Consider the following 22,840-nt stretch of genomic DNA (forward strand, 5'->3'; position numbering starts at 1 on the left):
GAAGTCGTTCTCCGCGTCGGCGAGCGGGAATCCGGTGTCACGGGGCACGATCGACCTCCGGGTTCGTCGCGGACGGGACGTCGAGCACCCGGTGCCCCACGACGTTCACGACCCGGGTGCCGTCCAGCAGGCGGTCCGGCTTCGGCTCGCCGTGCGGGTGGATGTGCCCGTGCAGCAGCAGCGGTGGCCGCAACCGCCGCACACCGTCGTGCAGGCACTGGAAGCCGCGGTGCGGCGGGTCGGGCTCGTCACCGCAGTCGCGCGGCGGCGAGTGGGTGAGCAGCAGGTCCACTCCACGACCGTCGCGCATCCGCCGCCAGTTCGCCAGCCTCGCGACGCGCCGCATCCGTCGCGCCTGCTGCCGCTCGGTCCACTGGTTCGGGCCGGAGTTGTAGCGGATGGAGCCGCCCAGCCCGGCGATGCGCAGCCCGGCGACGTCCACGACGCGCTGGTCGGCGTTCACCCCGCCCACCGGGCCCGGCCAGCGGGCCGGCAGGCCGTCCCTCGTCCACAGGCCGCGCACGTTCGAGTAGCCGCCGAGGTCCGCGTCGTGGTTGCCCGGCACGAACACGCACGGCCGGTCCAGCGCCGTGGCGAGGAACTCCAGGTAGTCGAACGGCAGGTCGCCCGCCGCGACGATCAGGTCCACCTCGTACCGGCGCACCCGTTCGGTCCACAGCGACTCGACCACCTCGTCGGCAACCGCCAGCACCCTGGTCACGGGTTCGAGGGTAGGCCTCCCGGCAGGCCCGTGCGGAGTGCGGCAAAACCTGGTCGCGGCGGCGGCGACCGCACTAGGTTGTGGGTCGGAGCGGAGTCGACAGCGGGGGTTCTTCGTGGCGGGCGAGGGGTTGTTCGGAGGTCTCTTCGGCTTCGTGACCGAGGCCGCGCAGCAGTTCGCCGCCGCCGTGCGGGAGTACCGCAAGGCGGAGAGGTCGGCCGACGACGCCTACGTCGCCGGTGGCACCCACTGGGACGGCTACAGCCACAAGGCGCTGTTCGCGATGGTCTGGGAGAAGGCCGACCCGACGCACGTGGAGCGGCTCGCCGACACCTGGCAGCGCCAGGGCACCAGCATCTCCGAACGGTCGGAGGAGTTGCAGCGCTCGCTCGCGAAGCTCCTGCAGCACTGGTCGGGAGGCGCGGCCGACGAGGCGTCGCGGACCGTCCTGCGCAACGCGGCCTGGCTGTCCGACCTCGGGGAGACCGCGACGAGCATGGCGGCTCCCGTCGAGCACGCGGCGGGCGCGCTGCGCTCGGCGCAGCAGCAGATGCCGGCTCCGCCCGACGGCTTCAGCTGGGGTTCCCTCGCCGGGGGAGCCGCAGCCGGTGCGGCCTTCGGCGGCCCGGCCGGTGCCGCGATCGGCGCCGTCCTCGGCGGCATCGGCTCGTTCTTCGCCAGTGCCAGCAAGAAGCGCAAGCTCAAGAGGCGCGCGGTGCAGACCATGCAGCGCTTCGAGACGGCCGCTCTCGACGTCGACGGCTCGACGCCGCGCTTCGGCGGCCCGGCCAGCGGTGGTGGCGGCGCGGGCGCGGCGGGTCCCGGCGCCACTCCCGGTCACGGCATCGGCACCCCGCCGGTCGTGCGGGTGCCACCCCGCGGCTCCACCGGCGACACCGACACCGACCACGGCGACGCCACGGGCACCAGCGGCGCGGGCGTCTCCGCACCGGGCTCCGGTTCCGGCGCGGGGTCGGGGGCCCGGTCCGGCGACAGCACCGTCCCGAGCTTCGCCAGCGGTTCCGACGCCCGGTGGAACGCGCTCACCGGCGGCCCCGGCGGCGCCGGGTTCGACGCGGCGAAGCTGGGGCTCGGCGCGGGCAGGCCCGGTGTGGGCCTGCCCGGCGCGAACGGCCTGTGGGGCGGCCTGCCCGGCGTGTTCCCACCCGGACTCGGCCCCACCGGCCGAGGTGCCGGTGGTGGCAGGGGCGGTGCCGGTGGTGCTGCCGGAGGTCTGCTGCGCGGACGGCCCGGCGCGGGTGGTGCGGGCTACGGCCCCGGCGCGACCGGACGGCGCGGAGAGGGCGACGAGGACAGCGAGCACGAGCGCCGCTACCCGTTCGAGGAAGATCCGTTCGCGCTCGACGCGAAGGCCGCTCCGCCGGTCATCGGACTGTGAGGGGAAGAGGACGTGACCGGTAGCTGGGAGGTCGAGCCGGAGCGGGTCGACGAGTTCGCCGCCGCGGTGGAGGAGGTGCGGGCCCGCTTCGAGGCGCTGCGCTCCGACGCCGAGGAGCTGATGCACCCGTCGAACGACCCGAGGCTCGGCACGAGCCCCGTGGGATCGGGCCTGACCGACAAGTTCAACAACCGGCTCGGCGGGACCGCGGGGCTGCTGGAGCAGCTCGGCACCGCCCTGGCCCGGATGGACGAGTTCGTGGGCAGCGCGGAGGCCGCGGCGGCGCGCTACCGGCGCGACGACGCCTCCGGTGCCGCCGGGCTGCGCATGGACGGGCCGCTGCCGTCGTGAGCGCGCCGGTGAGCACGCGGGGCGTCCTGCACCCGTACGAGGTCGACCTGCTCTGCGTGCACGCCGAGGTCGAGCCGCCGTTCCCGCTGGAGATCCCGCCCGGCGGCACGTCGGAGGCGGAGCGGTCGGTCGTGTTCCAGGGCGCGCGCGAGTCCCTGGAGCTGCGCGGCCTGGCCGGCGCGAACGGTCCGACCGGCATCGCGGACGAGTTCGTGCGGCTGCTGCGGCACCGCACGGGTGCACTCGATCTGGTGGTCCACGGCGAGGGCGGCGCGCTGCGCGCGGTGCTGCTCGTCGGCGCGGTCCCGCACGCCCTGCTGGCGGTGCAGCGCGACGGCGACGAGGAGGGCGCCGTGCGGCTGCGGTCCGTCCCCGTGGACCGGGCGGCCGACGCGCTGGCCGCGCTGGTGCCGGACGTCGACGCCGCGTCCGCCAGCCCGTTCGCGCTGCCGGTGCGCGCGCTGCGCGCCGCCGAGGAGCTGATCGCCGACCGCGTGCGGGCCGGCGAGCGCGTTCGCGAGGACGACCTGCTGGACCTGCTGGAACGCGGTGGCCTGGACGACCGCGTCACCCGACGGATGATCGCCCACCTGCAACCCGTCCACGGTCGGGGGCAGCTCGGCGGATCACGTCCGAACGGCCTGCGCGGCGACGACGAGGACCACGTCCGGTTCGGCGCGGAACTCGCCTGGATCGACACCCCGCGCGGCCGCTTCCGGCTCACCGAGGAACCGGGAGCGGACGGCTCCGGGTGGATCAGCGTGAACCCGCTGGGCCGCGACGACCTGCGTGCCGCGACTCGTCGGCTGCTCGAACCGCTGCGCCGAGACGGGTGAACCGGCTGCTCTTCCCGTTGCGCCGTACGGAAGACGGACTAACGTCGACGCGTGCTCGCCGAACTGTTCGTCGACGCGGCTCGCGGCTGTTCGCAGTCCAGCCCACTGACCGCCACCCTGCTGAACGCCGCCGCCGACGACCTCGCCGCCGGTGGCATCACCGCCAAGGTGATGGCGGGCTGCGAGTGCGACCGCAGGGGCACCGTGCCGGGGCTGCGCTTCGCCGGCGCCGTGCACCGAGTCGTCCTGGAGGGCCGTGCGCCGCAGCTCGCCGCGCACTACCCGTCCGTGGGTGGCACGCCTCGCCTGGACTCCCTCTGGGAGGACGTGCTGCCGGTGCTGCACGAGAACACCGAGGAGCTGAACCGGCGCATCAGCTCGACGGTCGTGCAGACCAACGAGCCCGGCCGCAGCGCGCCGCTGTTCGGCGGGCTCCAGGTGGCGGCGCACCGCGCAGCCGAGGCCACCGGCCGGGCCGCGCCGTTCCCCGTCCGGCTGCTGGAGATCGGCGCCAGCGGCGGCCTGAACCTGCGCCCGCACCGGATCGGCTACCGGATGCCCGACGGCCGGGTGCTCGGTGACGCCCGCAGCCGCCTCGTGCTGGACCCGGTGTGGACGGGTGCGCCCGCCGCGGACCTGTCGCACCGGCTGACCCTCGTCCGCCGCGCGGGCTGCGACGTGAACCCCGTCGACGTGTCGACCGACGACGGGCGGCTGCACCTGTCCTCGTTCGTGTGGGCGGACCAGGTGGACCGGTTCCGCCGCCTGCGCGACGCCCTGGACCTCGCCGCGACCGATCCCGTGCCGGTGGAGCGGGTGACGGGTCCGGAGTGGCTCGTCGAGCAGCTCGCCGACCGGGCCGATGGCGTGCTGACCGTCGTGTGGCACTCGGTGGTGTGGCAGTACACGTCACCGGCCGACCGCGCGCGGGGCAGGGCGGTGCTGGCCGCGGCCGCGGAGCGTGCGACCCCGTCGGCCCCCCTGGCGCTGCTGGTCTACGAGTCGAGGCGCACGCACGACAGCCGTGGGCCGACCTACGAGTTCCACCTGCTCCTGAAGCTCTGGCCCGCCGGCGTCTCCCTGCGCCTGGGCAGCGGAGCGGGCCACGGCATCCCCTTCACCTGGGACGAACGACCGTGGTCGTGACCCGCCACGTCCCACCCCGAGGTGCCCGAACGCTCAACTCACCACGCCCGAACGCTCAACTCACCAGGCCCGAACGCTCAACTCGCGGTGCCCGAACGCTCACGGCGTTTCCGCGATCAGGACGGTCACCAGGGTCAGCCAGGTGAAGACGAAGGCGAGGATCCAGAAGCGGGGGTTGGTGAGGATTCTGGTCATGTCGGAACTTCCCGTCACTGCTGCGAGGTGGGTGGGGAGGGGTGGTCCGGCGGGTCGGAGACCCGCTAGAGCCATCGGTTCCGGCGGAAGATGCGGTAGAGGATCACGCACGCCCCGAAGATCAGCGACACGACCAGCGGGTAGCCGAACTTCCACTCCAGTTCCGGCATGTACTCGAAGTTCATGCCGTAGACCCCGACGACCATGGTCGGCACGGAGATGATCGCCGCCCACGAGGTGATCTTGCGCATGTCGGTGTTCTGCTGGAGCGTGATCTTCGCGAGGGTCGCGTCGACCAGCGTGGTGAGCAGTTCGTCGAAGTTCACGACGCGCTCGGACACCTCGGTGAGGTGGTCGTCGACGTCGCGGAAGTAGGAGCGGACCTGCTCCGGGATCAGCGGCGTGTAGCCCTCGGCGAGCCGCCGCAGCGGCAGCGCGAGCGGCATGACCGCGCGACGCAGTTCGAGCACCTCGCGCTTGAGCAGGTAGATCTGCTCGGCGCTCACGCTGCTGCGCACCGCGAAGACCATCGTCTCCATCTGGTCCAGGTCGCTCTCGATGTGGTCGGTCACGTCGAGGTAGTTGTCGACCACGTGGTCGGAGATGGCCCACAGCACGGCGGACGGCCCCACGGTGAGCCGCTCGGGGTCGGCCTCCAGGTCGTGCCGCACCCGGCCGAGCCCGGAGTGGTTGCCGTGCCGCACCGTGACGATGAAGTCGTGGCCGAGGAACGCCATGATCTCGCCGGTCTCGACGATCTCGTTGGCGGTGTCGGGCGACTCGTGCTCCACGTAGCGCACCGTCTTGAGGACCATGAACAGCGTCTGGTCGTAGCGCTCCAGCTTGGGGCGCTGGTGCGCGTGCACCGCGTCCTCGACGGCCAGCTCGTGCAACCCGAACGTCTCGGCGACGCCCTGGATCTGCTCCTCGTCGGGCTCGTGCAGGCCGATCCACACGAAGCCCTCGCCGCGCTCGCGGACCTCCTCCACGGCCTGCGTGTGGGTGAAGCGGCCGGGCAGGCGCTCGCCCTCGACGTACACCGCGCAGTCGACCACGTACGCCGACAGCGGCACCGGGATCGGCACCGGATCGGGACGGCGGGAGGTCGTGCGGCCGCGCAGACCGCCGAGCGAGGGCAGACCGGGCATGGGGTCCTCCAGGTACTCACGTCGTGAACGGCTTACGACGTGCCGGGTTCCGCTCGCAGAGCGGGGAACCGGCACCGGAGCGTCCCCGACCGGATACCGCGGGACCTGCTAGACGGCCCGTCCGGTGAAGACGCGGGTGGTACTGGCAGGGTGTGGGTCGTTGCTCACGGGGCGTCCTCACCTCCTCGGGTCGACGGGCGCGAACGGTGGATTCGCTCACACACCGGTTGCCGAGGGTACTCCCCCGGTGCTCACACTGTCGTCCCGGTCGTCGGGGGTTTCCGGTCACACGACCCGTAGGAGGACTGACGTGCAGTTCGGGCGGTACTACGAGGAGTTCGACGTCGGCGCGGTCTACAAGCACTGGCCCGGCAAGACGGTCACCGAGTACGACGACCACCTGTTCTGCCTGATCACCATGAACCACCACCCGCTGCACCTGGACGCGCACTACGCGGCGGAGACCACCGACTTCGGCCGCAACGTGGTGGTGGGCAACTACGTCTACTCCCTGCTGCTGGGCATGTCGGTGCCCGACGTCTCGGGCAAGGCCATCGCGAACCTGGAGGTCGAGTCGCTCAAGCACGTGAAGCCGACCTTCCACGGCGACACGATCTACGGCGAGACCGAGGTGCTCGGCAAGACGCCGTCGAAGTCGAAGGACGACCGCGGCGTGGTGCACGTGGAGACTCGCGGGTACAAGCAGGACGGGACCGTGGTCTGCGTCTTCCGCCGCAAGGTGATGGTGCCGAAGCGTTCCCACGGCGAGAGCCGCGGCGGGGAGCAGCCCGGCCGACCCGAGCCCAAGGAGTGAGATGACCGATCTGGATCTCGTGCGGGAGAGGCTGCGGGAGTTCGCCGAGCGGGAGGCGGCCGGTGTCTCACCGCTCTACGAGCACCTCGCGTCGCGGGCCGCCGACGATCCGGACGTCGCCGCTCTGCTGACCGCGGCGCCGCGGGAGTTCGCCTACCCGGAACTCCTGCTCGCGGCGGTGCACCGGGTCGTGCAGGCGGAGCCGTTCCACCGGCTGTCGGACTACTACCCGTCGCTCGGCGGGACGCACGGCGTGGACTCGGGCACGTGGCCGCTGGTCCGCGAGTTCGTGCTGGAGCGGGCCGACCGGGTGCGGGCGCTGGTGGCGGCTCGCTCGACGCAGACCAACGAGGTGCGCCGCGCCGCGCAGCTGTTCCCGGCCGTCGCCGCGGCGGCGAAGCGGGCGGGCGGGAAGATCGGCCTGCTGGAGGTCGGAGCGAGCGCCGGGCTGCTGCTGGGGCTCGACCGCTACTCCTACCGCTACCAGACGCAGGCGGCCGGTCAGCTCGTCGCCGGACCGGCGAAGGCGGCGCTGGGCCTGCACTGCGCGCTGGAGCTGGCGCCCGGTGCGGAGCTGCCGAAGCTGCCGAAGAAGGTCGACGTGGGCGCGCGGGTCGCGCTGGACCGGATGCCGGCGGACCTGACCGACGAGGACTCCTACGCGTGGCTGGAGGCCTGCGTGTGGGCCGACCAGCCGGAGCGGCTGCGCCTGTTCGGCGTGGCGGCGACCGTGCAGCGCAAGGACCCGCCGGTGTTCGTCGAGGGCGACGCCGTGGACGACCTGGGCGCGGCCGCCGAGCTGGTGCCCGCCGACCTGCCTCTCGTGGTGATCACGAGCAGCGTCCTGCCCTACCTGCCCGGCCCGCGGCAGGCCGAGTTCGTCGCCGCGCTGGCCGCGCTGGCCGCCGGGCGGCCGCTGTGGTGGGTCAGCAACGAGGTCTACGGCGACGCGCTGGAGCACGTCCTGCCCGGCCGCGACGACCTCGTCCCCGGACCGGGGGAGCAGCGCGCCGGCGTCCTCGGCCTGACGACCTGGGAGGGCGGGGAGGCGCGGGCCACCGCGCTGGCCCGCACCGCCGTGCACGGCCAGCGGCTCACCTGGCTCGTCTGACGCGCCGTTCGTGCCCCCGGCCGCGGGGGCACGAACGGGTGGACCCGTCAGCTCCGCGGCAGGCAGTTCCAGGACCTCAGCGCGGCGACGAGACCCTCCGTGAGCATCGACTCCCGATCGAGTGTGGCCAATATCGCAGCCGTCGCCCACCGGACGTCCGTCGCGTCGTCCCCGGCCCGCAGCGTTCCCGATTCCACCTGGCAGAGGTGGTCGTGGATCTCGTAGACCCCCTCCGCGGCCGGTCGCAGCACCGTTCCGGCCACGCGGCCCACGGTGACGCTCAGTCCCGTCTCCTCGGCGATCTCCCTCGTCACGGCCGCGACGTCGGTCTCGCCCGGCTCGACCCGGCCGCCGGGGAGCGACCACAGGCCCTCACCAGGCGGATTGCCCCGCCGGACGAGCAGCAGCCGCCCCTCCGCGTCGTGCACGATCCCACCCGCGCAGCGGATGCGCGGCTGCTCTCTTCGTGGCATGAACACGCAGAGTAGTCACACCGCAATGGCGGTGCTGCGCGCTGACCCAAGTGCGGTACAAATCTCCCGAGTGCTCGCCGAGTGCGGTACAACGGTTTCCACTGGCGCCACAGGGGTGCGGGTAGCGGACGGGGATGATCACCGTGAACTTGAAGAAGATCCTCACCTTCGCAGGAGTGGGCTTGGTGCTGTTCTTCATGATCGCCGAGCCCGCGAACGCGGCGCAGCTCGTGCAGAACATCCTGGGTACTCTCAGGGACGCTGCCGAGGCGATCGTCACGTTCGCCAAGAACCTGTTCGCCTGAGTCAGCTGCTCCAGTCGCCGGCGAGAGGCGTGTGATCCGTGTTCGCTCCCAGAGATCCGGACGACTACATCCTCGGGACCGAGCGCCGGGTCATCAAGGTCCGCCGGCACTGGAGCGTCCTGCTCGGTGACACCCTGGAGGGCGCGGCGCTGCTGGTCGGGCTGATGATGATCTCGTACCTCCTCCCGGAGAACGCGGACATCGTCCAGAACGTCCTGTGGTACGTCGGGCTGTTCGTGGTGCTGAGGCTGTCCTACTTCGTCATCGAGTGGTGGGTCGAGCGGATCGTCGTCACCGACAAGCGGTTCATGATCGCTTCCGGGGTCTTCGACTCGAAGCTCGCCATGATGCCGGTCACGAAGGTCACCGACCTCACCTACGAGCGCACCGTGCTCGGCCGGATGTTCGGCTTCGGCACGCTCGTCGTCGAGTCGGCCGGTCAGATCCAGGCGCTGAACCGCATCGAGTTCCTGCCGTACCCCGAAGAGGTGTACGACGCCATCTCCGAGCTGGTCTTCGGCGACAAGAAGGCCCAGGCCGACCGGTTCTCGATGATCAAGGCTCAGCGCATCGCCAGGGGCAAGAAGATGGTGCCGTAGCGAGCCGTCCGGGCGAATGGTCCAGACTGGACGGGTGCGCATCGACCTGCACACCCACTCGAACCAGTCCGACGGCACCGACACCCCGGAGCAGCTCGTGGCGGCCGCTGCCGCCGCGGGTCTCGGTGCCCTGGCCATCACCGACCACGACACCGCAGCGGGGTGGGCGGAGGCCGCGGCGGCTCTGCCCGCGGGTTTCCAGCTCGTCCGCGGCGCCGAGCTGTCCTGCGCGGCACCCGACGGCCGGGGCCGTCTCATCACCGTGCACCTGCTCGCCTACCTGTACGACGCCACCTCGCCCGCCATCGTGGACGAGCAGCTCCGGCTGCGCGCCGAGCGCCGCCACCGGCTGCGCCGCATGGCCGACCAGATGGTCGCCGACGGCTTCCCGATCAACACCGACGAGCTGATGTCCGGCCTGCCGGACGACGCGCCGGCCGGGCGCCCGCACCTCGCGATGGCCCTCATCCGCGCGGGCGTGGTGTCCTCGGTGGACGAGGCGTTCGCGAGCTACCTCACCGGTGGCCGCTACTACGTGCCCCGCACCGACACCCCCGTCGAGCGGGCGATCGAGATGGTCCGCGACGCGGGCGGCGTGACCGTGCTGGCTCACCCGTTCGCGATCTCCCGCGGCCCGATCGTCACCGCCGAGGTCGTCGCCGACCTCGCGGGGCGGGGGCTCGCCGGGGTGGAGGTGGACCACCCGGACCACGACCGGGAGACGCGCGCCCGGCTGCGGGGTCTCGCCGGTGAGCTGGGCCTGCTGGTCACCGGCTCCAGCGACTACCACGGCACCAACAAGACCGTCCGGCTCGGCCAGGAGACGACGCACCCCGACGTGCTCGACGCGCTGGCCGAGCGCGCGACCGGGGGCAAGGTGCTGGTGGGCTGAGAGCGCTTCCGCGCGAGCCGGTGCCCGCGCGGGGGTGTCGGTGCGCTTGCGTACCGTGTGCGGGGTGGCGGATCAGCTGGGGCTCGACTTCGGGGACGTGCCGCGCAAGCTGGTGCGCGTGACCCCGGCCAAGTTGTCCACGTGGGCCGACTGCCCGCGCCGGTACCGCATGGCCTACCTCGACCGGCCGTCCCCGCCCCGCGGCGGCGCGTGGGCCCACAGCACGCTGGGCGCGGTGGTGCACAACGCGCTGAAGGGCCTGTTCGACCTGCCCGCCGAACGGCGCACGACCGACCAGGCCGTGGCGCTGCTGCACCGGCAGTGGAAGAACGAGGGCTTCCGGGACCCGGAGCAGGCGGCCGAGTACCGACGGCGTGCCGAGGGCTGGATCGGCGACTACGTGGCCGAGCTCGACCCCGCCCTGGAGCCGGTGGGCGTCGAGCGCTGGGTGTCCACGCCGACCGAGCGGATCGTGGCCGAGGGCCGGGTCGACCGCATCGACCTGCGCGACGGCGAACTCGTGATCGTCGACTACAAGACCGGGCGGCACGCCCTCACCACCGACGACGCGCGCGGCTCCCTCGCGCTCGCGCTGTACGCGCTGGCCGCCGGGCGCACGCTGCGCAAGCCGTGCCACCGCGTCGAGCTGCACCACCTGCCCACGGGCACCGTCGCCGCGTGGGACCACACCGACGAGACCCTGGAGCGGCACCTGCGCCGGGCCGAGGAGGCGGCGGACGACGTGAGCCTCGCCGCGGACACGCTCGCCGCCGGGGGCGACCAGGACGTCCTGTTCCCGCCGCGGACGGGCCGCCAGTGCTCCTGGTGCGACTTCCGGCGGAGCTGCCCGGAGGGACAGCGCGCCGCTCCCGCCCTCGATCCGTGGGCGATGCTCGCCCCCTGACCGGAGCCAGGACAACGTGTGCGGAGGCGACGTGACGAACGAGCAGATGACCGAGGACCTGAGAATCCCGGAGCGCACCGAGCCGCGCCGGCCCAGCAGGATCGCCCGGACGTGGCGCGGGACGACCGGGGTGCTGGCGGCGGGCTCCCTGCTGCTCGCCCTCGCGGTCATCGGCGTGCAGGTCCACGCCGGGAACCGCGGCCTGCCCGGTCCCGGCGCGTTCGTCGTGACCGGACACGTCGTCGCCGCGGTGGTCGCCGTGGCCGCGCAGGTCGTCGCGGATCGCCGGGGCGGTCGGGTCGGCGCGCTGTGCGGTCTCGTCGTGCTGGTCGCCGTGGCGACGAGCCTGTGGCTGTTCTGGTACGCCTGAGCGGTCCGCGACCGCGTTCCGGTGGTCAGTCCCGCAGCCAGGCCCGCCAGGTCGGCAGCAGCGTCGCCAGCAGTGCGTCCGGGGCCTCCTCGGCGGGCGAGTGCGCCACGCCGGGCAGCAGCGCGAAGTCCGCGTCCAGGCGCTCGGCCATGTCCCGCTGCGTCGCGGGCGCCCACGCGTCGTCCAGGTCGCCGCACACGACGAGAGCCGGGACGCGTGCGCTGCGCAGCGCACGCGCGAGCTTCGCCACCAGGTCCGGTTCGTGGCGCAGGCCGTCGGCCATGCCGGCCAGTCCGGCCGGGGTCGAGCGCAGGAAGCGCTCCCGCAGCAGCTCCTTGACGCGCCCGTCCATCGTGGTCCAGCGCGGCTGCGCCGCCACCCTGGCCTCGTTGAGCTCCTGAGCGCCCCGCACGCCGTGCTCCCGCAGGACGGACTCGCCCGTGTCCAGCGCGGAGCGCCTCGCCCCGAACGGCAGCTCGGCCGGACCGCTGGACAGCAGGGTCAGCCCGGCCAGCGGCGCACCGGCGAGCGCCGCGCCGCGCGCCACGAGACCGCCGTAGGAGTGGCCGAGCAGCAGCACGCGGCGGCCGTCCGAGGACAGCTTCTCCACCAGTTCGGCGACGGCCGCGCCCAGCGGCGCCGGGCGGTACTCGGCCTCGTCGTCGGGACCGGCCGACTCGTACTGGCCGGGGAGGTCGATCGCGACGACCTCCACACCGGCGGCGGCGACGGGGTCGACGATCGGCGCGAAGTCCTCTTTGGACCCGGTGTAACCGGGCAGGAACAGGGCGGTCGCGCCCAGGTCGTCACCCGTGGCGGGGGCGCGCAACGCGGCCACCGGGCCGTACCTGCCCGGCAGGTCGACGCGCTCGGCCCCGTTCGGGGTCAGTTGCGAGGGCGTGGTCGGCAGGTCGGTCACGAGAAGCAGTCTGCCTCAACGACGCCGCCGAGTGGTGCCGCGGCGGTGAGAGCTTTCTCGCGGAGCGGTCAGCGCAGGGCGACCAGCGTGCCGCCGCGCTGCTCCAGGACCACGGGACCGACCGCGGTGAGCCGCACCGGGCCCTCGTGGCCGCCGCGGTCCAGCGCAACGACGCCGATCTGCTGACCGGTCGCCTGGTCCAGGACGCGGAAGCCCTCCGGCACCGGCAGCAGCAGCCGACCGGCGAGCACCGTGCCGGGGCCGAGGGTGTCCTCGGCGGTCCACACAGGACTCAGGGTGTCCAGGGCCAGGGCGGTGGTCCGGGAACCGGTGTACCAGAAGACGTGGGAGGAGCTGGTCCACGTCGGCGCGGTCCGGCCCTCGGGGTCGCCGGACAGGTCGCCGTCCGGCACGTCGAGCGGACGCTCGTCGAGCACCGCGCCGCTGTTCGCGTCGAGCACCACCAGGCGGCTCGGGCCGGGCAGCGCCACGGCGACGCGGTCGGTGGTCACCGCGACCACCCGCGCGCCCGTGCCGCCCAGGACGGTGCTGCTGAGGACCTGCGGCTCGTCGGACTTCTCCGGGTTCGGCTTGAGCACCGTCAGCCGGTCGCCGGGGTCCTGCTCCGGGCACCGCTCGACGAGCGCGATCTTGCCGGTGGCCACGGCGAACGAGCCGTAGGAGCAGTTCGTGCGGGGCTGCTTGCCCGAGTTCACCGGCGCGCGCAGCGTGCCGTACTCCAGCGACCGCACGAGGTCGTCGCGCCGGTAGACGTCCACGTAGCGCTCGCCGGTGGTGACCAGGTGCGAGCCCTCCGACAGCAGGACGGTGCCCAGCTCGGCGTCGCCGTTGCGCTGCGGGCCGCGCGTGCCGGACGCGGGGTCGAGCGTGGTCACCTCGGAGCAGTTGGTCTCCTTGCGGTGGACCGCGACGACTTTGCCCCAGGCGGCCGAGACCGTGCACAACGGCCAGTCGCGCGTGTAGCTCCAGCGGACGTCGCCGGTCAGCGGGTCGCGACCGGCGACCTGGCCGCCCTCGCCGGTGACCGCGGTCGAGTCGAGCGTGATCGGCACGTGGGTGGCCCCGCTGGGGGCCCGCCACACCTCGCCGAGGCTCGGCGGGAGCGCCACCGCGGAGGGCAGCTGCGGCACCGAGCTGGGGCCGGTGATCGACGTGGTGGCGCGCGCGTCGCCGAACCGCCACACGAGCAGCCCGCCGACGAGCACGCCCACCACGATCACCGCGAGGGCGGCGTAGTCGCGCCCCGTGCGCCACGTGCGCGGCCGGGGACCGTCCGGGACGGGGGCCGGCTCGTCGTCGCCGAGCACGTCCTCCGGCGGCACGCCCCGGCTCTCCCGGTGCGCCTGCGGATCGGGAGCCAGGTGTTCCGACTCCGGGAGCTCGTCCGTGTCGTGCGGCTGCTCCGGTCGTCCCACTTCCCAGCTCCCGATCGTCCGGCGGAAAAGATCTGCTGACGGGTGTCAGTCTGCCGTCGAACCCGCGTCGCTCGCAGCCACCTGCGCCGAATCGCCGCTCTCGACGCCGCCGCGACGACGGCGACGGCGCTTGACCTGCCGCTCACCGCCCTCGGCCGCGGGCGACTCCGCCGGCGTGTCGGTCTGCGGTGCGGGAGCGTCGCCGTTCTCGCCCGCGCGGCGGCGGCGACGGCGGCGCGGGCGCGTGCCGTCCTCCTCGGCGGCCGGCGTGTCGGCCGCGGCGCTCTGCTGCTCCACGGTGGACGCGCCGCCGCGGGTGCGGGTGCGGGTCTTGCCGCCACCGCTGGAGCGGCTGCGCGACTTCCGCTCGCCCTTGAGGTTCTCCTCCGGCTCCGCGTCCAGCCCGGCCCTGGTGCGCTGGCCGAGCGGGAGCCTGCCGGTGGAGTCCTCGGAGATGTGCAGGTCGGCGAACAGGTGGTCCGACGTCGAGTACGTCTCCACCGGCTCCGGCTTGCCGAGGCCGAGCGCGTCGCTGATCATCTTCCAGCGCGGCATCTCGTCCCAGTCGACGAGCGTCACGGCGACACCGGTGCGCCCGGCGCGGCCCGTGCGGCCGATGCGGTGGACGTAGGTCTTCTCGTCCTCGGGGCACTGGTAGTTGACGACGTGGGTCACGCCGCTGACGTCGATGCCGCGGGCGGCGACGTCGGTCGCGACCAGCACGTCGACCTTGCCGGAGCGGAACGCGCGCAGCGCCTGCTCGCGCGCGCCCTGGCCCAGGTCGCCGTGCACGGCCGCGGCGGCGAAACCGCGCTCGGCCAGGTCGTCGGAGATCTTCTGCGCGGTCCGCTTGGTGCGCGTGAAGATCATCGACAGGCCGCGGTCCTTCGCCTGGAGCACGCGGGCCAGCAGCTCGACCTTGTCCATCGCGTGCGCGCGGTAGACGAACTGCTCGGTGCGCTCGTGGATCGCGCTGGCGTCGTTCTCCTCGGCCCTGATGTGCGTGGGCTGCGTGAGGAACGTCCTGGCCAGGGTGATGATCGGGCCCGGCATGGTCGCCGAGAACAGCATCGTCTGCCGCTTCTCCGGCACCATGCGCAGGATGCGCTCGATGTCGGGCAGGAAGCCCAGGTCGAGCATCTCGTCGGCCTCGTCCAGCACCAGGTTCTTGGCCTTGCCCAGCACGAGGTGGCGCTGCTCGGCGAGGTCCAGCAGGCGGCCGGGCGTGCCGACGACCACGTCGACGCCCTTGCGCAGGGAGGCGATCTGCGGCTCGTACGGACGGCCGCCGTAGATCGCCATGACCCGCACGTCGAGGTGCTTGGCGGCGTGGGTCAGGTCCGCGGTGACCTGGAGGCACAGCTCGCGGGTCGGGACCACGACGAGCGCCTGCGGCGTGCCGTCACCCGGAGTGGTGATCCGCTGGAGCAGCGGGATGCCGAAGCCGAGGGTCTTGCCGGTGCCGGTGCGGGCCTGGCCGATCACGTCGTCCCCGGCCAGCGCGAGCGGCAGGGTCAGCTCCTGGATGGCGAACGCCCGCTCGATGCCGGCCTCGGCCAGTGCGCGGACGATCTCCTCGCGCACGCCCAGCTCGGCGAAGGTGGGGGAGTTCTCGCGCACCGGGGCGTTGGCCACCAGCGGCTGCGAGGGGTCGTCGTCGGGCAGACCCGCCTCGCTGTGCTCCAGGGAGATCGGGTCGAGGTTCTTGTCTTCTTCACTAGCGGTCAGGATGATCGCCTCTCTCAGCTCGTTCCAGCGCGCACGTGGCCCTGGACGGGCCTCTCGACCGCGCCGTCCGCCGCGGGCCGTGTGGCCGGGCGGGGCGCGGGAGGGCCTGCGAGGTTTGTGCGCGCACCCTCACGTGGCGGCAGTGCACCGCCGTGATCTGCACCGCGGTGCCGTCGCTGCCGCGAAGCCCGTCAGCTCCGCCGTCCTTCCGGGGAGGCCGAACCGTGGCCGCGCTGCGGCTCGCACCGGGCGTCGAGGGAGAAGTCTACCCGCAACGACCGGTCTACCGGGCATTTCGTGATTCGTGCGTCCGTCGTGGTCGTGCGGAGCCGCCCGGCACGCTGCCACTAGGCTCGTTCTCATGAGCGAGGCGGTAACGGTCGGGGTCGCTGGAGAACTGCCGGAGGGGGTGTCCGACCTGCTCGGGGCGCTCGCCTACGGGGAGCTGTCGGCGTTCGACCGGATGGCCGAGGACGCGCGGACGGCGCCGTCGCTGTCCGGGCGCGCCGCGCTGTCGGCGATGGCGGCGGCCGAGATCGGGCACTACGGGCTGCTGGAGCGCTACCTGGCGGACCGGGGCGTCGTGGTCGAGGACGCGATGCGCCCGTTCGTCGTCGGGTTCGACAACTTCCACACCTCCACGGCTCCCAGGACGTGGCTGGAATCACTGGTCAAGGCGTACGTGGGCGACGGGCTGGCCGCCGACTTCTACCGCGAGGTCGCCGAGTGGCTCGACGCGCCGACGAGGGAGCTCGTGCTCGCCGTCCTCGCCGACACGGGCCACTCCGCGTTCGCCGAGCGCGAAGTCCTCGCGGCGTGCGAGGCCGACCCGAAGCTGCGCGACCGGCTCACCCTGTGGGGGCGTCGCCTGCTGGGCGAGGCGTTGACGAACGCCCAGTACGTGGTGGCGGAGCGGGACGCGCTCGCCGAGCTGATCATCCGCGGATCGGGTGATCTCGCGGGCATCGCGGGCCTGTTCCGGAGGCTCCAGCAGAGCCACACGCGCCGCATGGGGAACCTCGGCCTCGGCTAGTGTTGGTTCCGAGAGTCATCAACGCGCACGGAGGTCAGCGTGGAGGTCAAGGTCGGCGTCGCGGACAGCGGGCGGGAGCTCGTCGTGTCCAGTGGTCTCACTCCCGACGAGGTCGAGTCGCTGGTCGCGGACGCGCTGAAGAACCAGCAGGGCGTCCTCGCCCTGGTGGACCAGAAGGGTGCGCGGTTCGTGATCCCCACGGCCCGCATCGCCTACGTGGAGATCGGCCCCAGCGACTCGCGGCGGGTCGGCTTCGCCGCCGTGTAGTTCCCGGCACCGTGCGACCCGGTCGTCCCGTCGCGGACGGCCGGGACCCGCGCGGTCGGCTCACCACCGCTGGTGGCGCGCCGGCCGTCGTGACGCGGTGGCGCTTCCGCCGGCCGGGTTCGGCCGGTCGGGGCGTGCGCCGCGGTCACCGCGCCTCCCCGGTGTGCTCCCCGGTGATCAGCCGCAGGCGCGGACCCGAGGTCAGCGGCTCGTCGGGGTCGATCTCGATGCCCGCGCCGCGCAGCAGGCCGTCGATGGCGTGCCAGATGAGCGTGGTCAGGTACTCGCTCAGCGCCTGCTTGGTCATCGACTGCCGGTCGAGCCACCAGTCGCCCGCGTTCTGCACCATGCCGACCAGCGCGTGCGCCCACGGCTCCGCGCCGCCCGAGTCCATGCCGAACGCCCGCAGGTGGTCGCCGAGCAGCCGGGCCAGGGCGGCGGCGATGAGCTCCTTGTCCTCGCTCACGACGTCCTGCTCCACCGGCCGGTCGGTGAACGAGCCGCGCACCACGAACCGGTAGAGGTTCGGGTTCTCCTCGATGACGCCGAGGTAGGCGTTCACGATGCGGCGGATGCGCTCGCGGATCGGGCCGTCGGTGGCGATGGCGGGGCCGAGCTGGTCCATCAGCAGTTCGGTGGCACGCCGCCCGACCGCCAGGTAGAGGTCGGACTTGTCGGTGAAGTGCCGGTAGAGCACCGGCTTGCTGACCCCGGCCTCCGCGGCGATCTCGTCCATGCCGACCTCGGGGCCGTGCGCGGCGACCGCGCGGATCGTCGCCTCGACGAACTCCGCCCTGCGGGCCTCGCGGTGCCCCTTCCAGCGCTCTCGGCGTGCGTCGGTCCCGCCGGGCGCACCCTTGACAGTGCGAGCCATGTGACGCACGCTACCAGAAGTAACCGTTACCACTGGTAACACCTACTGCTCCGGGGAGGACCTGATGACGCGGGCCGCGAGGGGCGCCGACCGCCGGAGGACCGCGAAGCCGCCGCCCGACCGGGCGACCTCCCGGTTCACCACCTCGGACGGCACCGCGCTGCACGTCGTCGACACCGGCCCCCGCGACGCGGGGACGACCGTCGTGCTGCTGCACGGCTGGACGCTCGACCACTCGTCGTGGAACCGCGTCGCCGACGCCCTGCCGGGGCGGGTGCTGCGCTACGACCACCGCGGCCACGGCGCCTCGGCGCCCGCGGCGCCGGGAACGGCCACGATCGAGCGGCTGGCGCGGGACCTGGCCGAGCTGCTGGCCGACCGCGTGCCCACCGGGCGGGTGGTGCTGGCCGGGCACTCGATGGGCGGCATGACGATCATGGCGCTCGCCGAGACGCACCCCGAACTGCTGGACCGCGTCGCGGGCGTGGCGCTCGTGGCCACGTCGTGCGGCGGACTGGCTCAGATCTCCCTCGGGCTGCCGGAGCGGGTCGCGGCGCTGGTCGCGAGGGGTGAGAAGGTCGTCAACCGGCGGATCGCCGCGCTGCGCGGACCGGTGCTGCTGCGCCGCCCGCGGCTCGTCCGGCCCGCTCTGCGGTGGCTGCTGTTCGGCGCGCGCCCCGACCGCGCGGACGTCACCGCGACCGCCGAGACCGTGGCGCGCTGCCACCCGGCGGCCCTGGTCGCCTTCCGCGAGTCGCTCAGCGAGCACGAGCGCCGCGAGGCGCTGGCCGCGCTGGCGCCCGTGCCGTCGGTGGTGCTCGCCGGTGGCGCCGACCGGCTCACGCCCGTGCCGCACGCCGCGGTGATCGCCGACGAGCTGCCGCGGACCCGGCTGGTCGTCCTCCCCGGCGCGGGCCACATGCTGCCGCTGGAGCGCCCGGCGGAGGTCGCCACGCGCATCGCGCGCCTCCTGCGGTGACCCCGGTGGCCGGGGGTCAGTGCTGGAGCGGGAAACCGCCGCCGATGCCGCGCCACGCCAGGTTGGAGATCAGCGAGACCGCCTCCTCCTTCGGCACCTTGCGGTCGTCGGCCAGCCACGAGCGGGCCGTCACCTGGCTCAGGCCGACCAGGCCCACGGCGAGCAGCCGCGCGCGGTGCTCGTCGAGCCCGGCGTCCGCGGTGATCGTCCGGGTGATGGCGTCGACGCTGTCGGTGGTCGCGCGCTCCACGGCCCGCGCGACCTGCGGCTCGCTGCGCAGGTCGGACTCGAACACCATCCGGAACGCCTGGCCCTCGCCGTCGACGAAGTCGTAGAACGCGGCCACGGCGGCGTGCACCCGCAGCTTGTTGTCCGTGGTGGACCCGATCGCACCGCGCACCCGGCTGACCAGCTCGTCCACGTGGGAGTCCAGCAGAGCCATGTAGAGCTCCAGCTTGCCGGGGAAGTGCTGGTAGAGCACGGGCTTGCTGACACCGGCGCGCTCGGCGATCTCGTCCATCGCCGCGGCGTGGTAGCCGTTGTTCACGAACACGTCCTGCGCGGCGGCGAGCAGCTGAGCGCGGCGGGCGGTCCGCGGCAGGCGGACGCCGCGGCCGGCGGGTGCCGTCCCGTGGTGCCCGACCGCCGGGTGGGTCGTGTCCGTCATGGTGCCTCCAGCCAGGTCATCGCGGCGCCGGGACGGGGTTGCCACACCCGGCACGGCCGCAACCTTACTCGGGGGTAGCAGCCCGCCGTGAATCGTCGCGGCGCGTCTTCCAGCATCCTGGGGAGATGACGGAAACCACCGGGGTGCCCCGCGCACCGCTCACCCACGTGCCCCTGTCCACCGTCTCGCTCCCCCCGCTGGACAGCTCCGCCCCGCCGTGGCCGGGGGAGAACGTCGAGGTCGCCGGGCACCGCCTGCACGTCCGCACCACCCCCGGACCGGGGCCGGACGCGCCGACCGCGGTCTACGTCCACGGCCTCGGCGGATCGGCGACCAACTGGACCGACCTGGCCGCGCAGCTCGCCGGTCACGTCAACGGGATCGCGCTCGACCTCCCCGGTTTCGGCAGGTCGGAGCCGGTGGACGGCTACGACTACGCCATCGCCACGCACGCCGGAGTCGTGATCGAGTTCGTCGAGGGCCTGGACCGCGGGCCCGTTCACCTGTTCGGCAACTCGATGGGCGGCGCGATCTCGCTGCTGGTCGCCGCGACCCGCCCCGACCTCGTGCGCACCCTGACCCTCGTCTCGCCCGCCGTGCCCGACCTGCGGCCCAGCCTGTCCAGGGTGTCCGACCCGCGGCTGCCGCTGGCGTTCCTGCCGTTCGTGGGCACGCCGGTGCGTCGCAGGCTGGCCACGATCTCCCCGCGCCAGCGCACCGAGCAGATGCTGCGGCTGTGCTTCGGCGACCCCGCGTCGGTCCCGGAGAACCGCATCAGGGAGAGCATGGAGGAGAACGACGAGCGCAGCCGCCAGCCGTGGGCGCAGGCGGCGCTCACCGCCAGCACGCTCGCCATCTTCCGCTCCTGGTTCGTCCCGCGCGCCCGGTCGCTGTGGACCGTCGCGCCGCGCGTGAGCGCCCCGTCGCTGGTGGTGTGGGGCACGCGGGACCGGCTCGTCAGCGTCCGCAAGGCCCCCAGGACCGCGTCGCTGCTGCCGCGCGGGCGGCTCCTCGTGCTGCCCGGCACGGGGCACGTGGCCCAGATGGAGCGGCCGGTGACCGTGGCGCGGGCCGTGCTGGGCATGTGGGAGTCGGTGGACGACCACGCCTGGTGATCGACCCCGCTCGCGCGGTGACGGGCGCGTGGTGTAGTGAAGACCTGCGCGCCCCGGTGTGGCACCCTGAGCGCATGACTTCCGAAGGGCGCGGCGAGGAAGCCGATCGTTCCCCTTCTGCCTCCGGAACGGGCTTCACGGCCGTCGGCGAGCGAACGCTGAACAACGAGGAGCGCTACCGGCGCGGCACGCGGCGCACCGCGGCGGAGCCCCTCACCGCGTCCTGGGTGCCGGACGCGGCGGTCGAGTCGGTCGTCAGGCGTCCGGTCGCGCCGCGCCGCACCGGCGTCGCCGGACTGCTGTCGCACTACGGCTGGCGCGTCTACGCCGTGCCGGTGCTGCTCGTGCTCACCGCGCTCGTGGCCCTGGACTCCGCCGCGCCGTCGGTGACGAACACCGGCGCCGGTGACGCCGGGGTGTCCGGCGGTGGCGGCGGCACGGGACAGCCCGCGCGCGAGCAGCCCGCGCTGCCGGACGTGAGCGAGGTCCCCGCGCCGAAGCCGGACCTCGGCGGCACGACCGCCGAACTGCCCCCCGGCCCCGAGTTCACCCGGACCGCCACGGGCATCTGGCGCGGGGTGGCCGGAGGCACCGACGTGTTCGGCGTCGAGGGCGACGTCGTGCGGTACGCGGTGGCCGTCGAGGAGGGCATCAGCCCCTCCGGCTACCAGAACGACGAGGCCGCGTTCGCGTCGACGATCGACGACACGCTGCGGGACCCGCGCAGCTGGATCGGCACGAGGACCGTGCGGATGCAGCGCGTCCCCGTCGAGGAGAACCCCGACTTCACGATCAGCCTGACCACCCCGGAGACGACCCACCGGCTGTGCGGCGAGTCGATCAACGCCGAGTCGTCCTGCTACGACCCCGGCCTGGCCGGTCCGACGAACCGCGTCGTGCTCAACCTGGCCCGGTGGGTGCGCGGCGCGAAGGCGTACGGGCCCGACCTGTCGACCTACCGCGCGTACGTGATCAACCACGAGGTCGGCCACGCGCTCCAGCGCCCGCACGAGGGCTGCCAGGCCGACGGCGCTCCCGCGCCGGTGATGATGCAGCAGACCTTCGGCGTCGCGAACGACTACGTCTGGGAGCTGAACCAGACCGACGCCACCAACCGCGAGGTCGTGCCCAAGAACGGGTTCGTCTGCACGATCAACCCCTACCCGGTGCCGGGGGGCGGCCAGTAGGCCGTGTCCACGGGGTGAGACGGTTTCTCACCCGGGAAGACCGGGGTGCACCCTGGCGTTGTCCAGGACTGGACTGTTCACACGCTTCGAGGAGGAGCAGATGGCGCTTCCGCCGCTCGTGGAGCCCGCAGCGGAGCTGACCAAGGAAGAAGTCGCGCGCTACAGCCGCCACCTGATCATCCCGGACGTCGGGGTGGACGGGCAGAAGCGTCTGAAGAACGCGAAGGTGCTGGTGGTCGGCGCGGGTGGTCTCGGCAGCCCCGCCCTGCTCTACCTGGCCGCGGCCGGAGTGGGCACGCTCGGGATCGTCGACTTCGACGTGGTGGACGAGTCGAACCTGCAGCGCCAGGTCATCCACGGTCAGTCCGACATCGGCAAGCCCAAGGCGGAGTCCGCGCGCGACTCCGTCGCCGAGATCAACCCGTTCGTCAAGGTGGTCCTGCACCAGACGCACCTGAACTCGGAGAACGCGCTCGACGTCTTCCGCGACTACGACCTGATCCTGGACGGCACGGACAACTTCGCCACCAGGTACCTGGTCAACGACGCCGCGGTGCTGCTCGGCAAGCCGTACGTCTGGGGCTCGATCTTCCGGTTCGAGGGCCAGGTCAGCGTCTTCTGGGAGGACGCCCCCGGCGGTCAGGGCCTGAACTACCGCGACCTCTACCCCGAGCCGCCGCCCCCCGGCATGGTCCCGTCGTGCGCCGAGGGCGGCGTGCTGGGCGTGCTGTGCGCGTCCATCGGCTCGATCATGGTGACCGAGGCGATCAAGCTGCTCACCGGCATCGGCGACCCGCTGCTCGGCCGCCTGATGGTGTACGACGCGCTGGACATGACCTACCGGACCATCAAGATCCGCAAGGACCCGGCCAGCCCGAAGATCACCGAGCTGATCGACTACGACGCGTTCTGCGGTGTCGTCTCCGACGACGCGCAGCAGGCCGCGGCGGGCAGCACGATCACGCCGCTGGAGCTCAAGCAGAAGCAGGAGGGCGGCGAGGACTTCCTCCTCGTCGACGTCCGCGAGCCCCACGAGTTCGAGATCGTGCGCATCCCCGGCTCGGTCCTGATCCCCAAGGACCGCATCCTCTCCGGCGAGGCGCTGTCGGAACTGCCTCAGGACAAGCAGGTCGTGCTGCACTGCAAGTCGGGCGCGCGGTCGGCCGAGGCGCTGTCCGCACTGCACAAGGCGGGCTTCGCCGACGCCGTGCACGTCGGCGGCGGCGTCCTGGCGTGGGCCCGCGAGGTGGACCCGAGCCTGCCCACCTACTGACCCCCCGAGGACCCGGTCGGGCGACGGCCCGCGACGTGTTCGTGCGTCGCGGGCCGTCGCGCGTGGACCGGAGGTGGTGAAAACGTTGCGGCGTTCCC

At 73.2% G+C, this 22,840-nt stretch carries 25 protein-coding genes; 17 read left to right on the forward strand and 8 right to left on the reverse strand.

What is annotated here, in order from left to right; translation table 11 throughout:
• Positions 1-37: 37 nt before the first annotated feature.
• A complete protein-coding gene (locus IMZ35_RS13820) occupies positions 38-721 on the reverse strand; it encodes a metallophosphoesterase family protein (RefSeq protein WP_199441416.1) in 684 nt (227 codons plus the stop codon).
• A gap of 154 nt (positions 722-875) precedes the next feature.
• Between IMZ35_RS13820 and IMZ35_RS31415 the strand changes: the two genes are divergently transcribed.
• Genes IMZ35_RS31415 through IMZ35_RS13840 form a run of 4 tightly spaced genes read left to right on the forward strand, consistent with a single transcriptional unit; the run spans position 876 to position 4,453 of the window.
• Entirely contained in the window at positions 876-2,120 is a 1,245-nt protein-coding gene (locus IMZ35_RS31415) for a WXG100 family type VII secretion target (RefSeq protein ID WP_199441417.1), read from the forward strand.
• 12 nt (positions 2,121-2,132) lie between these two features.
• Positions 2,133-2,471: a hypothetical protein gene (locus tag IMZ35_RS13830; RefSeq protein WP_199441418.1), complete on the forward strand. Its 339-nt coding sequence runs from the start codon at positions 2,133-2,135 to the stop codon at positions 2,469-2,471.
• Entirely contained in the window at positions 2,468-3,307 is an 840-nt protein-coding gene (locus IMZ35_RS13835; protein ID WP_199441419.1) for an ESX secretion-associated protein EspG, read from the forward strand. The genes IMZ35_RS13830 and IMZ35_RS13835 overlap by 4 nt, the downstream gene beginning before the upstream one ends.
• Positions 3,308-3,358: 51 nt before the next feature.
• Positions 3,359-4,453: a DUF2332 domain-containing protein gene (locus tag IMZ35_RS13840; RefSeq protein WP_199441420.1), complete on the forward strand. Its 1,095-nt coding sequence runs from the start codon at positions 3,359-3,361 to the stop codon at positions 4,451-4,453.
• Positions 4,454-4,713: 260 nt separating this feature from the next.
• Here IMZ35_RS13840 and corA read toward each other — a convergent pair whose 3' ends face one another.
• Entirely contained in the window at positions 4,714-5,796 is a 1,083-nt protein-coding gene (corA, locus tag IMZ35_RS13845; RefSeq protein ID WP_199441421.1) for a magnesium/cobalt transporter CorA, read from the reverse strand.
• Positions 5,797-6,106: 310 nt separating this feature from the next.
• On the opposite strand from corA, the gene IMZ35_RS13850 reads away from it, so the two are divergent.
• Together IMZ35_RS13850 and IMZ35_RS13855 are read left to right on the forward strand one after the other, a co-directional pair.
• Positions 6,107-6,610, forward strand: a complete 504-nt coding sequence (locus tag IMZ35_RS13850; protein ID WP_199441422.1) for a MaoC family dehydratase — start codon at positions 6,107-6,109, stop codon at positions 6,608-6,610.
• Position 6,611: 1 nt separating this feature from the next.
• The gene (locus IMZ35_RS13855; protein ID WP_199441423.1) at positions 6,612-7,721 is read left to right on the forward strand and encodes a DUF2332 domain-containing protein; all 1,110 of its coding nucleotides are present in this window, start codon (positions 6,612-6,614) and stop codon (positions 7,719-7,721) included.
• Positions 7,722-7,768: 47 nt separating this feature from the next.
• On the opposite strand, the gene IMZ35_RS13860 is transcribed toward IMZ35_RS13855, so the two are convergent.
• Complete coding sequence (locus tag IMZ35_RS13860; protein ID WP_199441424.1) at positions 7,769-8,194, reverse strand: NUDIX hydrolase; 426 nt, start codon at positions 8,192-8,194, stop codon at positions 7,769-7,771.
• A gap of 134 nt (positions 8,195-8,328) precedes the next feature.
• Here IMZ35_RS13860 and IMZ35_RS13865 point away from each other — a divergent pair, with 134 nt between their 5' ends.
• The 5 genes from IMZ35_RS13865 (at position 8,329) to IMZ35_RS13885 (ending at position 11,264) form a co-directional block, all read left to right on the forward strand.
• On the forward strand, positions 8,329-8,499 hold the full coding sequence (locus IMZ35_RS13865; protein ID WP_199441587.1) for a hypothetical protein: 171 nt from the start codon (positions 8,329-8,331) through the stop codon (positions 8,497-8,499).
• A gap of 38 nt (positions 8,500-8,537) precedes the next feature.
• Positions 8,538-9,098: a PH domain-containing protein gene (locus IMZ35_RS13870; RefSeq protein ID WP_199441425.1), complete on the forward strand. Its 561-nt coding sequence runs from the start codon at positions 8,538-8,540 to the stop codon at positions 9,096-9,098.
• A gap of 34 nt (positions 9,099-9,132) precedes the next feature.
• Positions 9,133-9,990, forward strand: coding sequence for a PHP domain-containing protein (locus tag IMZ35_RS13875; RefSeq protein ID WP_307868074.1), 858 nt, complete (start codon positions 9,133-9,135; stop codon positions 9,988-9,990).
• Positions 9,991-10,054: 64 nt separating this feature from the next.
• Positions 10,055-10,894: a RecB family exonuclease gene (locus IMZ35_RS13880; protein WP_199441427.1), complete on the forward strand. Its 840-nt coding sequence runs from the start codon at positions 10,055-10,057 to the stop codon at positions 10,892-10,894.
• A gap of 31 nt (positions 10,895-10,925) precedes the next feature.
• On the forward strand, positions 10,926-11,264 hold the full coding sequence (locus tag IMZ35_RS13885) for a hypothetical protein (RefSeq protein WP_307868075.1): 339 nt from the start codon (positions 10,926-10,928) through the stop codon (positions 11,262-11,264).
• A 25-nt stretch (positions 11,265-11,289) separates the two neighbouring features.
• Here the strand turns inward: IMZ35_RS13885 and IMZ35_RS13890 are convergent, their stop codons facing one another.
• The 3 genes from IMZ35_RS13890 to IMZ35_RS13900 form a co-directional block, all read right to left on the reverse strand.
• Positions 11,290-12,183: an alpha/beta fold hydrolase gene (locus IMZ35_RS13890; RefSeq protein ID WP_199441428.1), complete on the reverse strand. Its 894-nt coding sequence runs from the start codon at positions 12,181-12,183 to the stop codon at positions 11,290-11,292.
• 68 nt (positions 12,184-12,251) lie between these two features.
• Positions 12,252-13,619, reverse strand: a complete 1,368-nt coding sequence (locus IMZ35_RS13895; RefSeq protein WP_307868076.1) for an Rv3212 family protein — start codon at positions 13,617-13,619, stop codon at positions 12,252-12,254.
• A gap of 45 nt (positions 13,620-13,664) precedes the next feature.
• The gene (locus IMZ35_RS13900; RefSeq protein ID WP_199441568.1) at positions 13,665-15,311 is read right to left on the reverse strand and encodes a DEAD/DEAH box helicase; all 1,647 of its coding nucleotides are present in this window, start codon (positions 15,309-15,311) and stop codon (positions 13,665-13,667) included.
• 397 nt (positions 15,312-15,708) lie between these two features.
• Between IMZ35_RS13900 and IMZ35_RS13905 the strand changes: the two genes are divergently transcribed.
• Together IMZ35_RS13905 and IMZ35_RS13910 are read left to right on the forward strand one after the other, a co-directional pair.
• Positions 15,709-16,380, forward strand: coding sequence for a ferritin-like fold-containing protein (locus IMZ35_RS13905; protein ID WP_199441429.1), 672 nt, complete (start codon positions 15,709-15,711; stop codon positions 16,378-16,380).
• A 39-nt stretch (positions 16,381-16,419) separates the two neighbouring features.
• The gene (locus IMZ35_RS13910; RefSeq protein ID WP_199441430.1) at positions 16,420-16,647 is read left to right on the forward strand and encodes a DUF3107 domain-containing protein; all 228 of its coding nucleotides are present in this window, start codon (positions 16,420-16,422) and stop codon (positions 16,645-16,647) included.
• Between the two features lie 145 nt (positions 16,648-16,792).
• Here the strand turns inward: IMZ35_RS13910 and IMZ35_RS13915 are convergent, their stop codons facing one another.
• Positions 16,793-17,521 (reverse strand): TetR/AcrR family transcriptional regulator, encoded by a 729-nt coding sequence (locus tag IMZ35_RS13915; RefSeq protein ID WP_199441431.1) that lies wholly within the window; start codon positions 17,519-17,521, stop codon positions 16,793-16,795.
• A 64-nt stretch (positions 17,522-17,585) separates the two neighbouring features.
• Between IMZ35_RS13915 and IMZ35_RS13920 the strand changes: the two genes are divergently transcribed.
• Positions 17,586-18,500, forward strand: coding sequence for an alpha/beta fold hydrolase (locus IMZ35_RS13920; RefSeq protein WP_199441432.1), 915 nt, complete (start codon positions 17,586-17,588; stop codon positions 18,498-18,500).
• Between the two features lie 16 nt (positions 18,501-18,516).
• On the opposite strand, the gene IMZ35_RS13925 is transcribed toward IMZ35_RS13920, so the two are convergent.
• Positions 18,517-19,167 carry a TetR/AcrR family transcriptional regulator gene (locus tag IMZ35_RS13925; protein WP_199441433.1) on the reverse strand — a complete coding sequence of 217 codons (651 nt, stop codon included), beginning with the start codon at positions 19,165-19,167 and terminating at the stop codon, positions 18,517-18,519.
• Positions 19,168-19,292: 125 nt separating this feature from the next.
• Between IMZ35_RS13925 and IMZ35_RS13930 the strand changes: the two genes are divergently transcribed.
• The 3 genes from IMZ35_RS13930 (at position 19,293) to moeZ (ending at position 22,742) form a co-directional block, all read left to right on the forward strand.
• The gene (locus IMZ35_RS13930) at positions 19,293-20,282 is read left to right on the forward strand and encodes an alpha/beta fold hydrolase (RefSeq protein ID WP_199441434.1); all 990 of its coding nucleotides are present in this window, start codon (positions 19,293-19,295) and stop codon (positions 20,280-20,282) included.
• 74 nt (positions 20,283-20,356) lie between these two features.
• On the forward strand, positions 20,357-21,469 hold the full coding sequence (locus IMZ35_RS13935; RefSeq protein ID WP_199441435.1) for a DUF3152 domain-containing protein: 1,113 nt from the start codon (positions 20,357-20,359) through the stop codon (positions 21,467-21,469).
• A 100-nt stretch (positions 21,470-21,569) separates the two neighbouring features.
• Positions 21,570-22,742: an adenylyltransferase/sulfurtransferase MoeZ gene (moeZ, locus tag IMZ35_RS13940; protein ID WP_199441436.1), complete on the forward strand. Its 1,173-nt coding sequence runs from the start codon at positions 21,570-21,572 to the stop codon at positions 22,740-22,742.
• Positions 22,743-22,840 lie beyond the last annotated feature (98 nt).

The organism is Umezawaea beigongshangensis, from assembly GCF_016464305.1.
In the GTDB taxonomy this organism is placed as follows: Bacteria; Actinomycetota; Actinomycetes; order Mycobacteriales; family Pseudonocardiaceae; genus Umezawaea_A; species Umezawaea_A beigongshangensis.